This is a genomic window from Aureimonas pseudogalii (assembly GCF_014196835.1).
Classification (GTDB): Bacteria; Pseudomonadota; Alphaproteobacteria; order Rhizobiales; family Rhizobiaceae; genus Aureimonas; species Aureimonas pseudogalii.
The window spans coordinates 85789-99496 of the sequence record NZ_JACIEK010000010.1; the positions used below are offsets into that span (position 1 = coordinate 85789).

Genomic DNA, 13708 nt, shown 5'->3' on the forward strand with positions numbered 1-13708 from the left:
GGAAGCCTCCCTCAGATGAACTGTTCGGTGCGCCGGTTCACGCGCCACTGGATGAGCGTGAAGACGAGCACGAGAAGGAAGAGGACGACGCCCATGGCGCTGGCGTAGCCCATTTCCGAGGTCACGAAGGCGGCCTGGTAGATGTACTGGACGAGCATCGTGGTGGAGAAGCCGGGACCGCCGCCCGTCATCACGAAGATGAGGTCGAAGACCTGGAAGGAATGAATGACGTTGAGGATGAGCAGCAGGAAGGTGGTCGGGCGCAGCAGCGGCCAGGTGACGAAGCGGAACTGCTGCCAGCGCGAGGCGCCGTCGATGCGCGCCGCCTCGTAGTAGCTCGGCGAGATCGACTGCAGCGCCGCCAGATACACCACCATGCAGAAGCCGATGCGGGTCCACAGCGTGGTGACGATGATCGAGGGCAGGGCCCATTGCGTGGTGGAGAGCCAGGCCACGGGCCTGATGCCGACGCGGCCGAGGATGGTGTTCACCACGCCGTAATTGTCGTTGAACAACCAGGCTGCGATCACGGCCGTTGCGACGCTCGAAATCACCACCGGCAGGAAGAAGGCGCTGCGCAGCAGCGTGCGCGCGAAGAGCTCGCGGTTGAGGCCGATCGCGACGGCAAGGCCGATCGCGAGGCTGGTCGGCACCGTGGCCAGCGAATAGAGCACGGTGTTGCCGAGCGCCTGCCAGAATTGCCGGTCTTCCAGAAGCCGTGTGTAGTTGTCGACGCCAGTGTAGAGCGGCGTGTCGATCAGCGACCATTCGTGGAAGCTTATGAAGAAGGCGTAGAACAGCGGAAAGAAGATGAAGACGCTGAACAGGACGAGGTTCGGCGCGATGAAGGCGTAAGCCGTGGCGCGCGCCTTGAAGCGCTGCCAGCGCGCGGCCCCGCGCCCTGCGGAGCGGACCGCGGTCCGCTCCCGATCGATGGTGATGGCCTGCGTCATCGACGCGCCTCCCGATGGATAAGGGGTGGGATCCCGGCCTCAGCCGACGAGGACGCGATCGACGTCGGCCGCGATCGTCTCGGCGGTCTCCTCGGGCGACTGGCCGGAGGTGAAGGCGAGATCGAGCTGGTCGGCGAAGCGCGGGTTGAAGCGGCCCCAGGTCGGGCGCGTCACCGTCTTCACGAGATGCTCGGGCACGGTCTTCGTCATCTCCACGAAGACGCGCATTTCCTCGGGGCGAAGCTTGTAGTCGATGCCCGCATCGACCAGCGAGCGGCGCACGGGGAGGAACTGTGCGCTGTCGACGAAGTCGCGCATGTTGGCCTCGTCGGTGAGGAAGCGCAGGAAGGCGGCGGCCGCCTCCGGGTTCTTGGCGTCGCGCGAGACGGCGACGCAGGTGCCGCCGAGATCGTCGGCCATCGCCTTGTCGCGCGGCAGGTAGGTGACGCCCCACTTGAAGCGGCTGGCCTGAGCCTCGACGAAGGGGATCTGCCAGTTGCCGTTCAGCATCATCGGGATGGTGCCGTTGACGAAGAGGTTCTGGATGCGCTCCGAGCTCTTCAGCGAGGTCGAGGGCGGCACGAGGCCCTCCTTGAACCAGCTCTGCGTCCAGCGAATGGTCTCGATGCCCTCGGGCGAGTTGATCGCCGAGGCCGTGAGGTCGTCGTTCAGGAGCCGGCCGCCGTGCTGGTAGAGATAGACGAGCCACCGGTGCACGGCGCCGTTCTGCCAGGCCATGGCGAAGGGATAGCTGCCGAGCTGGCGCTCCTTCAGGAGCCGGGCGTTGTCGATGAACTGGCCCCACGTCCAGGCGGCATCGAGGCTGCCGGGGATGGCGATGCCCGCCTGATCCAGCAGGTCGGCATTGTAGTAGAGCGCGAACGTGTCGGTGTGGTGGGGCAGCGCGTAAGCGGCCCCGTCCAGCGTCACCGCACTCCAGACGGCGGGCGTGAAGGCCTCGCCCGCACCCGCTTCGAGATAGGGCGAGAGGTCGATCGCCGCCTTGCCGGAGGCGTAGCGCCCGACCTGCTGGTAGGTGACGCGGAAGAGGTCGGGCGCCTGTCGGCCGGCGAGACGCGTGTCGATCTGCTGGTAGAACTGGCCGAAGGGCATGACGTCGAGGCGGATCGTGGTGCCGGGATTGGCCGCCTGATAACGCGCGATCGCGGCATTGTAGGCGGCGACCTCGGCGTCGCTGCCCCAGACCGCGAGCGTCAGCTCGGTGGCCTGCGCGAGTGCCGGCCGGGCGAGCGTACCGGCGGCAAGGCCGGCACCCAGCGCCAAGCCGGATTTCAGAATGCTGCGTCGATCGATGAGTTGGGTCATGCGGCTTCCTCCCGAAGCGTTTTCGAAGATGTCGGACGTTCCCCGCGGCCCCTTCCCAAGGCGGCGGAGACCGGGTCGTCTCAAGGGGGCGGGTCGCCCGGCTCCTGCCCGCCGCACGACCCGCGCACGAGAAGGCGCACGGGCAGGCGATGGGTCTCGGCCATCGGGCTCCCGGCCTCGATGGCGCGGATGAGGACCTCCGCGGCCAGCCGCCCGAGGGTGCCGCGCGGGCTGTCGACGCTGGTCAGCGGCGGCGCGGTGAAGCCGCCGACCGCGAGGCCGTCGAACCCCACCACCGCGAAGTCGCGGGGCACGAGAAGGCCGCGCTCACGCAGCCGCGCGAGCGCGCCGACGGCGAGCTGGTCGTTGTAGACGAAGGCCGCGGTGGCCGGCTCGCCCTCAGTCGCCAGCAGCCGCTCGGCGCCCGTCGCGCCGCCCGCCATGGAATTCTCGGTGACGACCACGAGCGCGGGGTCGAAGGCGAGCCCGGCTTCGGCGAGCGCGCGCCGGTAGCCGTCGATGCGGCTCATGCCGTTCGCGGCCGGGCGCAGCCGCTCGGTGACGTGGCCGATGCGCCGGTGCCCGAGCGCGACGAGGTGGCGCGTCGCCAGATGCCCGCCCGCTTCGAGATCGACGCTGATGCTGGAGATCGCGGGGTCTGGGCTCTGCTCCTGCAGCACCGCCACGGCGAGGCCGCGCGCCTGTAGGAGCCGCAGTTCGGGCGAGGCGCAGTTCTCGTGTCCGGCGACGATGATGCCGTCGCAGGCCGCCCCCTGCAGGAGGGACGAAGCGCGGAACCCGTCGCCCTCTCGGATCGGCATCACGGTGACGGCGTAGCCGCGCTCGCGCGCCGCTTCCTGAGCGGCGTTCACGACGTCGGAGAAATATGGGTTGTCGAGCGTCGGAAGCACGAGCGCGATCAGCTTGGTGCGGCGCTGGCGCAGCGATCGGGCGGCGTGGTTCGGCGTGTAGCCGAGCCGGGCGGCGGCGGCGATCACCTTCTCCCGTGTTTCCGCCGAGATCCGGGTGATGCCGGCCTTGCCGTTGAGAACCTGCGAGACGGTGGTCTGCGAGACGTCGGCCAGACGCGCGACGTCGGCGCTCGTGGGAGCACGGGATCCGTCAGCCTGGGTTCGAGATCTCGTCATGTCGCGCTGCAACACTGCTAATACGTATTAGCAAAGGTAAGTCGAGATGATCGTTCCTGTCAACCGGAGTTCGACGCACGGTTTGCGGGGTCGCCAGAGCGAGTGCCGTGGTGGGGCGTGCAACGGAAGTCACCGCTCCCGGCACGGAGCACATCCGCGGTCGGGACCTTGGCCGCCACACCGGGAACCTCCGGGAGCCGACGAGGCTTCAACCCATCGCGAGGATGACGCGTCCGATCCCGATCTCGCCGTCGCCGTCCGTGAACCCCGAAGTCGGATCTGCCGCCCATGCTCTACATCGTGGACAATGCCATCCCCATCCTGGCCGCAACGCTGGCCGGCCTCCTGTTCGGGCTGGGCTGGTGGACGGTGTTTCGCGGCTCGCATCCGTCGCCGGTGCCCAGTGCGGCGTTCGCGCTCCTGGCCGTCGTCGCCGAGTTCTGGCTTGCCTCGATCCTTGCGGGGGCGCTGATCCTCGCCCCGCCCGAGGCGCCCGCCTCCGTGATGGCCATCGCCACGCCGATCGTCATCTGGATCGGCTTCATCCTACCGGCCTTCGCGGTGTCGCTCGGCCGGCGACGGGCCGGCGCGGGCGCGATTCTCGTCGAGGCCGGGCATTGGCTGGGCGTGATGCTGCTGCAGGCCGTGGTGCTGAAGAGCGTCGGGCTGGTGCCGCCCGCGGCGTGAGGGAGCCCGGTTCGCTCGCGGCAGGGGGGAACCGGCGCTCGTGACTCCCGCAGGGGAGATCCTGTATGAACGCGGGCAGGACCGAAGATGTGCGAGATCGCGTCCGGGCTTCGGGCGTCCGGCTCCGGCGCCTTCGATCGCCGGCGTTGCAGTGGAGTCGTGGTGGTCGAGACAACTGGAAACCCCGACGTCGAAGTGTCGCTGGTCGTGCCGATGTACAATGAGGGCGAGGGCTGCCTCGAGTTTCTGGCGACGGTCGATGCGCTGCTGGCGTCCTGTGCCGCCTCGCACGAGATCATCTGCATCAACGACGGAAGCTCGGACGACACGCTCGCGAAGCTCAAGATCGCGCGGGTCTCCCGGCCGAACGTGAAGATCGTCAACCTGTCCCGCAACTTCGGCAAGGAGGCCGCCCTGACGGCGGGTCTCGACCTCGCGAGGGGCCGCGCGGTGATCCCGATCGACGCCGACTTCCAGGATCCGCCCGAACTCATCGACACGATGCTGCGGCGCTGGCGGGAGGGCGCGCAGGTGGTGCTCGCCCGGCGCACCGACCGCTCGGCCGACACGATGCTGAAGCGGACGACTTCGGCGGGGTTCTACAAGGCGTTCGGCCGGTTGACCCGCCTCGACATGACGCCCGATGTCGGTGACTTCCGGCTGATGGATCGCGTCGTCGTGGAGGCGCTGAAGCAGCTGCCGGAGCGCTCGCGCTTCATGAAGGGCCTGTTCGCCTGGGTCGGCTTCCGGCAGGTGACGATCGACTACGTGCGCGCCACCCGGCGCGCGGGAACGACGAGCTTCAACTATTTCAAGCTGTGGCAGTTCGCGCTCGACGGCTTCTTCTCGTTCAGCTCGCTGCCGCTGAAGATCTGGTCCTATTTCGGCTTCGGGATCAGCGCGCTAGCCGCGGTCTACATGCTGTTCCTGATCGTGCGCACGATCGTCGAGGGCGGCGACACGCCGGGTTACGCCTCGCTGATGTGTGTCATCCTGTTTTCCAACGGCATCATCCTCATCAGTCTCGGCGTCATCGGCGAGTATCTGGCGCGGGTATTCACGGAGGTGAAGCGCCGTCCCCTCTATCTCGTGAACGAGATGGAGGGGTTCGAGACGCCGGAGATCGCTCGTTCCGATCGGCGCGAACGAGTGGAAACCGCATGACGACCCTCGCCGGAAACCCGGCGCCCCGCCCCGGAACTGAGCGGCTTCGCGAGATCGGCGTCTTCCTGGTGGTCGGCGGGGCGGCCTCGCTCGTGCATCTGGCGATCGCCGTGCTGCTGGTCGAGATCGCGGCTCTGAGACCCTGGCAGGCCAATATCGGCGCCTTCCTCTGCGCCCTGCCGGTCAGCTATCTCGGCCATTCCTACCTGACCTTCACGGCGCGCCGAAACGGCCGGGCGTCGGCGGTCTCGCGCGCCACCCTCTCGCGCTTCACCCTTCTGGCGCTGGTCGGCTTCAGCCTCAACCAGGCCAGCGTCGTCGTCTTCGCCGAGATTCTCGGGCTGCCGTTTCGCGCCGTAATGCTCGCCACGATCGTGGCGATCGCGGCGCTGCAGTTCGTCCTCGGCAAGCTCTGGGCCTTCAACGGCGCGCGGAGCGCCACCTCGCCGAACGGCGACGCCGCCGCGCTTCGCCCGGACGCGCCCTAGCCGGCGCCGGCGGGGCGCATGTCGACCACGTCCTTGCGGAAGAAATCCATGATGATGCGGACGATCCAGTTCGTGTTCTCGCCGCGCTCGTGGAGGCCGGGGGGCCATTCCTGTCCGCCGACGATTTGCAGCTTCGGCGGCTGCGTGAAGACCATGGTGCGCCCGGTGTCCGATCCCGAGGCCCAGGTGGCGGCGCGGGCGGCGAGCGCCCGGTCGTAGTCGGCATAGTCGGCGCGAAGCCGAGCGGCGTTCGGGGTCGTCGCGAGCATCGTGGCGGCGAGAAGCGCGACGAGCGTGACGGAGCCGCGGCCCGCGCCATCGCCCATTCGCGCCGGGAGCAGCAGCGAGGCCACCCGCGCGAGGGCGAGGATGCCGAGCACGAACAGGCATTCGCGCATGGTGGAATGGCGCTGGCAGCAGGGAGCGCCGAACTGGTAATAGCTGGCAAGCAGCGAGGCGAAGGCCCCGCCGAACAGACCGGCGACGAGAGCAAGCGCTTCCAACAGCCGGATGCGCGAGCGCGTCGCGAGTGTGCGGAACAGCGCGAGCGCACCGACGAAGAGCGCGATCCGCGCCATGAACATGCCGGTGATCCAGACAGCGTCGCGCCCTTCGCCCGTCCACCCTGTTACTTCCTGCGGAAAACGGAGAAGCGCCTGCACGAGACTGCCGGCTAGATCGTGGGTGTCCGCTCCTGCGACGTTCTCGTTCGTGATCCTCAAGCGTCCTCGAACGATGAAACCGAAGACCGAGAGGCTGGCGACGATCGGGGCGGCCAGAAGTCCACAGATCCGAAGAAAGCTTCGTTCATCTCGGTTCCGCCGATTCGTCGCGACGACGAATACGAGGAAAGAAACGGAGAAGGCGAAGACAACCATCGCGCCCATCTCGTTCGAGAAGGCTGCTACGACGAGCGCGACGGGAACGGCGATTCCGATCGCGGGGCCGTCGCCATCATGACCGACGATCCAAAGCGTCGCGAAGGCGAGGGCCGCAATGGCTGGCATGTAGGCAAAAGAGCCCTGAGGCCAGTAGAAAGCCTCGCCGACCTCTTGGCTGTTGAGGAAGAGGACGAGCGTCGTAAGGGCTAGAAACAGGAGCGGCAAGCCGACCGGAACGCGCCGGCGCCACAGCTGCCAAACGGCAGGAAGCACCATCGCGCCGATGAGGACGAGCCAAGCGAAGCCCAGGAAGCGCGTCATTCCTTGTTGCCCCGTCGCTTCCACCCAACGGGCATAGACGTATAGAAGTGCCTCGGAGACCGGCCTGAAACTCAAGTTCAGCAGTCGATCGATGAAGGCCTGCGCTCCGCCCACTCGTAGGTCGAAGATCGTGTCGTATTCGTCCAGCTGCCATTTTCCGAGGGGCACAAGCCCTGCGAACAATGCGATGACCACGAGTGGCACGCCCATCGCCGCGACCACAAAGAGGGACGACGGGCTGGATGGCGCTCCGGATAGAAGCGCTACCTGCGAGGTTGCAACGGCCGTTCCCGCAGAAGCGACATGCTCGCGGCCAAGTGAAGGGGGCGTCTGCTCCATGAGGATCCAGTCGTCGTTGGCGGGAAAGGGCTGCTGATGACCGTCGAGTCTCGGCAAGTACACGTTTCGACGGGGTCGAGGCCGGTCCTATCAAAGGAAGCGGGCATCGTCCATTGCAGCGCGCGCGCAGCTAGGGCGAGTGCCGTCAGCCGGAATTCGTGGCACGACACGGCCGCGAGAACCGAAAAGCCTGCCGTCCGGCCACGACATCCTCACGACAGGCCGATCGAGATCGCGCCGGCGGCGACGGCGATGCAGGCGAGGAGGCGGCGCCAGCTGAGCGCTTCGCTCAGAAACGCCGAGCCGAGCAGCGCGGCGAAGACGACGCTGGTCTCGCGAAGGGCGGTCACCGGGCCGGCCGGCCCGAGGGCGAAGGCGGCGATCACCAGCCCGTAGGCGGCGAGCGAGACGAAGCCGCCGACGGCCGCCTTCCAGGTCTCGCGCGAGCGCAGATCGATTGCGAGCCGCCCGCGCGCGACCCAGACGGCCAGTGGCAGAAGCGTGCCGAACAGAAGGCAGATCCACGCCGTGTAGGCGAGCGGGTCGCCTGCCGTGCGCACCCCGAGGGCATCCACGGTGGCGTAGACCGCGACGATCGCGCCGGTCCCCGTCGCCCAGAGCAGCGAGACGGCGGAGATCCGGCCGCGGCCTCCCGTCAGCCCGAGAATGCCGAAGACGATCAGCGCGATGCCCGCGACGGAGGCGGAGGACAAGGTCTGCCCGACGACGAGGAAGCCGCCGAGCGACACGAGAACGGGCACCGTGCCGCGCACCACCGGATAGACCTGGCCGAGGTCGCCGTGCCGGTAGGCTGCGACGAGAAACAGGCTGTAGGCCACCTGCAGCGCGCTGGAGAGGCCGATGAACGGCCAGGCGCCCATCGGCGGCAGCGGCAGCACGAGCGCGAAGGGCAGCGCCACCGGAACCATCGCCAGGCTCATCACCATGACGACCTGAAGGCGATCGGCGCTGGAGCGCAGGAACGCGTTCCAGGTCGCATGCGCGAGCGCGGCCGACAGGGCGAGCGCGACGACGAGCGGGCTCATGGTCGCGTGGCATTGGCGAAGATCGACGCGACGCCGCCGCGAAGTCCGGCCAGCGCGTCGGCGGTCGCGCCGATCTCGGCCAGAAGCGTCGCGCCCTCGAACAGGATGAAGAGGCTCGCGGCCACGCAGCGCGCCCTTTCCCGGCCGAAATCGTCCGCGACGATCGCCTCGAGCCGCCGGCGGAAGGCGCTCTTCTGCTCGATGACGGCTCCCAGCACGGGATGGCCGGGCGTGCCGAACTCGGCGAGCGCATGGGCGAAGGCGCAGCCGCGGAAATCCTCTCGCGCGAACCAGCGCCCGTACCAGCCGACGATCGCCTCGATCCGGCCGGACGCCGAATCGGCCGCTGCGGTCAGGCGGTCGAGCCGATCGTCGAAGCGGGCGGCGCGGTGGCGCAACACCTCGACGATCAGCCCGTCCTTGCCGGGGAAGTGGCGATACATCGTCATCTTCGCGACCCCGGCTTCGACGATGATCCGATCGATGCCCGTCGCGTGGTAGCCGTCCCGGCGAAACAGCCGGTCGGCGGTCTCGACGATCTGCTGCCGCTTGTCCGGTGCGGGCGTGATAGACGGCATGGCAAGCTCCAAGGGATGAGACAGGTCTGTCTCATTTGATGCGGGCCTGTGCTGATACGCAAGTCGATATCGCTTCGTTTGGCCGGCATGTCCGTATCGCCTGCCCCATCGGACGTTGACGGCGGGGCGCATGCGCCTAGGCTGCCGCATCGGCAGGCGTGGGAACGTCCGTTTCGCAGCCATGCGGCACGGGCGGGAGCCGGTCTCGGGGAGAATCCATTGAAGAAGCTGATCAACGATCCGCTGGCCGTCGTCGACGAGATGCTGGCGGGATTGACATACGCCCATCCGGAACTCGCACGACTCGAAGGCGAGCGCGTGGTCGTGCGCGCCGACATCGACGCGTTTCGCATGAGCGGGCGCGTCGCGCTGGTCTCGGGCGGCGGCTCGGGGCACGAGCCCGCCCATGCCGGCTATGTCGGCGAGGGCCTGCTGACGGCCGCGGTCTGCGGCGACGTGTTCACCTCGCCCTCCACCGATGCCGTGCTCGCCGCGATCCGCGCCGTGACGGGGGAGGCGGGCACGCTGCTGATCGTCAAGAACTACACCGGCGACCGGCTGAACTTCGGTCTGGCGGCCGAGATCGCCCGCTCCGAGGGCCTCGCGGTCGAGATGGTGGTCGTGGCCGACGACGTGGCGCTCGAAGCCGGCCCCGAAACCGCCGGGCGCCGCGGCATCGCGGGCACCGTTCTCGTGCACAAGGTGGCCGGCGCGGCGGCGGCCGGCGGCGCCTCGCTCGAAGAGGTCAAGGCCATGGCCACCCAGGCGATCGCCGCCGTCGCCAGCATGGGCGTGGCGCTCTCGGCCTGCACGGTGCCGGCCGCGGGCAAGCCGGGCTTCACGCTCGGTGACGACGAGATCGAGCTCGGCCTCGGCATCCACGGCGAGCCCGGCGTGCGCCGCATGCCGATGCGGCCGGTGCGCGAACTCGTCGAGACCATCCTCCAGCGCATCGCCGGGGAACTGCCGCTGGCGCGCGGCGATCGGATCGCGGTGCTCGTCAACAATCTCGGCGCGACGCCCGCCATGGAAATCTCGATCGCCGCGGCCGGCGTGGTCGAAGCCGCGCGGGCGCGGGGCTTCGCGGTGGAGCGGGTCTGGGCGGGCACGTTCCTCACCGCGCTCGACATGGCCGGCTGCTCGGTCTCGGTGATGCGGCTCGGCGACGCGCTTCTGGCGCATCTCGATGCGCCAGCCTCCGCGCCCGCCTGGCCGGGACGCGGCGCCGGGCCGCTCGGTGGCGCACCCGCGATGATCGCGCAGGCGCAACAACCCGCCGCGGTGCCGGTGCCTGGCGACGGCGCGGCGATCGTCGCCGCCGTGCGGGCGGCGGCGCAGGCCCTCGTCGCCGAGGAAGCGCGGCTGACCGATCTCGACGGGCGGGTCGGCGACGGCGATCTCGGGCTCAATCTCGCGCGCGGCGCCTGCGACGTGCTCGCCGGCATCGACGCCTACGGTAGCGCAAATGCCGCCTCGATCCTGCGGTTCCTCTCGGCGACGCTGCGCAAGAGCGTCGGCGGCACGTCCGGCGCGCTCTATGCGGCGGGCCTCCTGCGCGCCGCACGCGAGCTCGACGGGATCGAAACGCCAGCGGCGCGGGACTGGTCCGCCGCCCTCGCGAGCGGCACGAAGGCGATCGCCACGCTCGGCGATGCCCGGCTCGGCGACCGCACGATGCTGGATGCGCTGCTGCCGGCCGCCGAGACCCTCGCGGCGCATGTCGGCGAATCGGGAGCGCTCGACGCCGCGCTGGAGGCCGCACGCCGCGGCACTGCGGCGACCGCCGCGATCGCCTCGCGGCGCGGACGCTCGAGCTATCTCGGCGAGCGCGCGATCGGCACGCCCGATCCCGGCGCCGAGGCGGTTCTCGTCTGGCTCGGCGCCCTTCGCGACGCGCTCGCCGGGGCGGATCGGTAGAGGCCGCCTCCGGCGGGCCCGCAAGCGTCAGATGTCGAAGTTGCGCGGCAGGATCACGAGGTCGCGGATCGCCACGTTGCGCGGCCGTGTCAGCATGAAGAGTACGGCCTCGGCCACCTCCACCGGCTCGATCAGGGCGCCGTTGGCGATGGCGCGCTTCAGGTTCTCGGGCGGCCAGTCCTTGACCAGCGGCGTCACCACCGGGCCCGGCGCGACCGCGCCGACGCGCACGTCGTGCTTGGCCACCTGCCGGCGCGTGGCATGGACGAAGGCCTGCACCGCGTGCTTGGAGGCCGAGTAGATCGGCTCCCACGGAATGGCCTGATGGCCGGCCACCGAACTCGTGACGATCACGTCGCCGGTGCCGCGGGAGATCATGTGCGGCAGCACCGCATGGACACCCCGAAACACGGCGTTGACGTTGAGGTTCAGCATCCGGTCGAAGGCGGCGGGATCGCCGTCCACGAGGTCGCCGCCGACATAGGAGCCGGCATTGGCGTGGAAGATGTCGAGCTGGCCGGCCTCCTTGAGGATTTGCGGCAGCATGCCGGCGACTTCGGTCGGATCGGTGATGTCGATCCGCAGCGCCCGCGCGCCGGTGCCGAGATCGGCCACCGCCTTGGCGAGTCCGTCTTCGTCCCTGTCGACGACGAAGACCGTCGCGCCGGCCCCCAGCATCGTCCGCGCGCATTCGAGCCCGATGCCCGATGCGCCCCCTGTGATCGCCGCGACCTTGCCGGTCAGTTCGTTGGCCATGGTTGGTCCTCCCTCGTTGCTTCCTGGATGCTCAGCGCGTGAGATAGCCGCCGTCGATCGCCAGCACCGCGCCGGTGACGTAGCTCGCGGCCGGCGAGCATAGGAAGAGCGCGGCGTTCGCCACCTCCTCCACCGTGCCGTAGCGGCCCATCGGCGTCATCTGCCGCCAGATCGGATCCCAGTCGGGATTGGCGAAACCGCCGCGCGACATGTCGGTGTCGATATAGCCGGGCGCCACCGCGTTGACGCGCACGCCCCGCGCCGCGAACTCGCTGGCAAGGCTCTTCGTCATCATGTGCACCGCCGCCTTCGAGGCGTTGTAGGCGGCCTGGTTCTGCGGAACGTTGGAGGCGAGCCCGGAGATCGAGCCGACGTTGAGGATCACGCCCGATCCTTGCGCCGTGAACGCCGGCAAGGCGGCGCGCGAGAAGCGGAAGACCTGCGCGACGTTGGTGGCGAGGATCGCCTCCAGCCGCTCGTCGTCGAAATCCTCGGTGTCGCCGTGCCGGGCGATGCCGGCATTGTTGACGAGGATGTCGATCCGTCCGTAGCGCTCGATCGTGTGGCGCACCAGTCGCTCGGGGGTGGCCGGGTCGGTGGCGTCGGCCGAGACGAAATCGAACTCGGCCCCGGCGGCGCGCAGCTGCGCCTCGCCCTCGGGATGATCGCGGCGCGCGGTGATCACGCATTTCGCGCCCGCTTCGCCGAAGATCTCCGCGATGCCGAGGCCGATGCCCCGGTTGCCGCCGGTGATCAGCGCCACCTGTCCGTCCAGTCTGAATTGGCCGAGCGTCATGGTTTCTCCTTCCGCCGGGCCCCGATCGGGCCGGCTTGCCTGTCTCGAACACCGCCGTGCCGTCAGGGCATGGCCGGATCATCCCCTGCCGCCGGCAGATCGGCCGGCACGACATCCTCGTTGAAGCGCTGGCTCTCCAGCGAGAGATAGCGCTGGTGCATCATGCAGGCCGCGCCGAAGGCCGAGCCGAAGGCGGCGTTCTCGTTCACCACGATCAAGGGCAGCGGGAAGCTCGGCTCCTGAATCTCGGCGAGATGAAGGGCCACGCGCGCCGCCACCAGCGGATAGAGCAGCGCGACGGAGCCGCCGAGCACGATGCGGTCGGGATCGACGATGCGGCAGGCCTGCACGAGGCCGAAGGCCAACGCCTTCGCCCAGGTCTCGCCGATCGCGACGGCGGCCGGGGCGCGGTGCTCGACGTCGGCGAGAAACTGCTCGAAGCTCGGATCGGAGCGCGGCGAGAGGGCACGGTAGGCCGAGAGGATCGCCTCCCGCCCGATCACCTGCTCCAGGCTGCGCTCGCCGCCCGCCTCATAGGGAATGCGCAGGTGGCCGATCTCGCCCGCCAGCCCGTTGCCGCCGCGAAACAGCGTGCCGTCGACGACGATGCCGCCGCCGATGCCGCTCTCCATCACCAGAAACAGCGTCACGCCCCCCCGCGGCGCGCCGCGCATGTAGGTGTCGCCGATCGCGAAGGCGTTGGCGTCGTTCTGCGCCAGCACGGGAACGCCGGACGGGAGGGCGCCGCGCAGACGCTCGGCGGGATGCACGTCCCGCCAGCCGAGCAGCGGGGCGATGCGGATGAAGCCGGTCTTGTCCATCTGCGCGGGAACCGACACGCCCACCCCCTCGCAGCGCGCCCAGCGCTCCGGTGCGAGGCGCCCGGTGGCCCAACGGCCGGCCAGCGCGAAGGCCTCGTCGAGCGGGATCGAGGGCCCGTCATAGGGCTCGATGCCCCGGTCGACGACGTTGCCGGCCAAATCCAGCTCGACGAAGCCGAGATGCTCGACGCCGATCTCAATGCCCACAAAAACCGCGGCGTCGGGCACGAGTTCGAGGAGGATGCCGGGTCGGCCCGCGCGCTGGGCCGCGCCGCCGGCCCGCGCCACCGCCACCTCGCGCACGAGGCCGCCGGCGGTGAGGCCGGCGACGATGTGGCCGGAGGAGGACCGGTTGAGGCGAAGCTCGCGCGCCAGATCGGCGCGGCTGAGGCGGCCGGACCGGTAGAGCGCACTGAGCGCGGCCACCTCGTTGCCGAGGCGGATGCGGCGCGGCGTGCTGGCGATGGAGCCCGGATCGAGCAAGAGG

At 69.4% G+C, this 13708-nt stretch carries 13 protein-coding genes; 4 read left to right on the forward strand and 9 right to left on the reverse strand.

Going from position 1 to position 13708, the window contains the following annotated elements; genetic code table 11:
• Positions 1–11: 11 nt before the first annotated feature.
• The 3 genes from GGR04_RS16555 to GGR04_RS16565 all read right to left on the reverse strand — a co-directional run bounded on the left by GGR04_RS16555 (position 12) and on the right by GGR04_RS16565 (position 3427).
• The gene (locus tag GGR04_RS16555) at positions 12–953 is read right to left on the reverse strand and encodes a carbohydrate ABC transporter permease (RefSeq protein ID WP_183201038.1); all 942 of its coding nucleotides are present in this window, start codon (positions 951–953) and stop codon (positions 12–14) included.
• Positions 954–992: 39 nt separating this feature from the next.
• Positions 993–2279 carry an ABC transporter substrate-binding protein gene (locus tag GGR04_RS16560; RefSeq protein WP_183201039.1) on the reverse strand — a complete coding sequence of 429 codons (1287 nt, stop codon included), beginning with the start codon at positions 2277–2279 and terminating at the stop codon, positions 993–995.
• 80 nt (positions 2280–2359) lie between these two features.
• The gene (locus tag GGR04_RS16565; protein ID WP_183201040.1) at positions 2360–3427 is read right to left on the reverse strand and encodes a LacI family DNA-binding transcriptional regulator; all 1068 of its coding nucleotides are present in this window, start codon (positions 3425–3427) and stop codon (positions 2360–2362) included.
• Between the two features lie 288 nt (positions 3428–3715).
• Here GGR04_RS16565 and GGR04_RS16570 point away from each other — a divergent pair, with 288 nt between their 5' ends.
• From GGR04_RS16570 to GGR04_RS16580, 3 genes are all read left to right on the forward strand, one after another.
• Complete coding sequence (locus GGR04_RS16570; protein ID WP_183201041.1) at positions 3716–4114, forward strand: hypothetical protein; 399 nt, start codon at positions 3716–3718, stop codon at positions 4112–4114.
• An 87-nt stretch (positions 4115–4201) separates the two neighbouring features.
• Entirely contained in the window at positions 4202–5278 is a 1077-nt protein-coding gene (locus tag GGR04_RS16575; protein ID WP_183201042.1) for a glycosyltransferase family 2 protein, read from the forward strand.
• Positions 5275–5766 (forward strand): GtrA family protein, encoded by a 492-nt coding sequence (locus GGR04_RS16580; RefSeq protein WP_183201043.1) that lies wholly within the window; start codon positions 5275–5277, stop codon positions 5764–5766. The genes GGR04_RS16575 and GGR04_RS16580 overlap by 4 nt, the downstream gene beginning before the upstream one ends.
• Here GGR04_RS16580 and GGR04_RS23730 read toward each other — a convergent pair.
• The 3 genes from GGR04_RS23730 to GGR04_RS16600 form a co-directional block, all read right to left on the reverse strand.
• Positions 5763–6968, reverse strand: a complete 1206-nt coding sequence (locus GGR04_RS23730) for a hypothetical protein (protein ID WP_210291840.1) — start codon at positions 6966–6968, stop codon at positions 5763–5765. The genes GGR04_RS16580 and GGR04_RS23730 overlap by 4 nt on opposite strands.
• Before the next feature lie 551 nt (positions 6969–7519).
• Positions 7520–8353, reverse strand: coding sequence for an EamA family transporter (locus GGR04_RS16595; RefSeq protein WP_183201046.1), 834 nt, complete (start codon positions 8351–8353; stop codon positions 7520–7522).
• Entirely contained in the window at positions 8350–8931 is a 582-nt protein-coding gene (locus tag GGR04_RS16600) for a TetR/AcrR family transcriptional regulator (protein ID WP_183201047.1), read from the reverse strand. Before GGR04_RS16600 ends, GGR04_RS16595 begins: the two co-directional genes overlap by 4 nt.
• A gap of 219 nt (positions 8932–9150) precedes the next feature.
• On the opposite strand from GGR04_RS16600, the gene dhaK reads away from it, so the two are divergent.
• Positions 9151–10848 carry a dihydroxyacetone kinase subunit DhaK gene (gene dhaK / locus GGR04_RS16605; protein WP_183201048.1) on the forward strand — a complete coding sequence of 566 codons (1698 nt, stop codon included), beginning with the start codon at positions 9151–9153 and terminating at the stop codon, positions 10846–10848.
• 27 nt (positions 10849–10875) lie between these two features.
• Here dhaK and GGR04_RS16610 read toward each other — a convergent pair whose 3' ends face one another.
• From GGR04_RS16610 to GGR04_RS16620, 3 genes are all read right to left on the reverse strand, one after another.
• Positions 10876–11604 carry an SDR family oxidoreductase gene (locus GGR04_RS16610; RefSeq protein ID WP_183201049.1) on the reverse strand — a complete coding sequence of 243 codons (729 nt, stop codon included), beginning with the start codon at positions 11602–11604 and terminating at the stop codon, positions 10876–10878.
• A gap of 31 nt (positions 11605–11635) precedes the next feature.
• Complete coding sequence (locus GGR04_RS16615) at positions 11636–12400, reverse strand: SDR family NAD(P)-dependent oxidoreductase (RefSeq protein ID WP_183201050.1); 765 nt, start codon at positions 12398–12400, stop codon at positions 11636–11638.
• Between the two features lie 62 nt (positions 12401–12462).
• Positions 12463–13704: an ROK family transcriptional regulator gene (locus tag GGR04_RS16620; RefSeq protein ID WP_183201051.1), complete on the reverse strand. Its 1242-nt coding sequence runs from the start codon at positions 13702–13704 to the stop codon at positions 12463–12465.
• Between the last annotated feature and the right edge of the window lie 4 nt (positions 13705–13708).

Bases quoted from the DNA above. Each gene is read 5' to 3' on its own strand.
- GGR04_RS16555 (WP_183201038.1), bottom strand. From the start codon at position 953: ATGACGCAGGCCATCACCATCGATCGGGAGCGGACCGCGGTCCGCTCC.
- GGR04_RS16560 (WP_183201039.1), bottom strand. From the start codon at position 2,279: ATGACCCAACTCATCGATCGACGCAGCATTCTGAAATCCGGCTTGGCG.
- GGR04_RS16565 (WP_183201040.1), bottom strand. From the start codon at position 3,427: ATGACGAGATCTCGAACCCAGGCTGACGGATCCCGTGCTCCCACGAGC.
- GGR04_RS16570 (WP_183201041.1), top strand. From the start codon at position 3,716: ATGCTCTACATCGTGGACAATGCCATCCCCATCCTGGCCGCAACGCTG.
- GGR04_RS16575 (WP_183201042.1), top strand. From the start codon at position 4,202: ATGTGCGAGATCGCGTCCGGGCTTCGGGCGTCCGGCTCCGGCGCCTTC.
- GGR04_RS16580 (WP_183201043.1), top strand. From the start codon at position 5,275: ATGACGACCCTCGCCGGAAACCCGGCGCCCCGCCCCGGAACTGAGCGG.
- GGR04_RS23730 (WP_210291840.1), bottom strand. From the start codon at position 6,968: ATGACGCGCTTCCTGGGCTTCGCTTGGCTCGTCCTCATCGGCGCGATG.
- GGR04_RS16595 (WP_183201046.1), bottom strand. From the start codon at position 8,353: ATGAGCCCGCTCGTCGTCGCGCTCGCCCTGTCGGCCGCGCTCGCGCAT.
- GGR04_RS16600 (WP_183201047.1), bottom strand. From the start codon at position 8,931: ATGCCGTCTATCACGCCCGCACCGGACAAGCGGCAGCAGATCGTCGAG.
- GGR04_RS16610 (WP_183201049.1), bottom strand. From the start codon at position 11,604: ATGGCCAACGAACTGACCGGCAAGGTCGCGGCGATCACAGGGGGCGCA.
- GGR04_RS16615 (WP_183201050.1), bottom strand. From the start codon at position 12,400: ATGACGCTCGGCCAATTCAGACTGGACGGACAGGTGGCGCTGATCACC.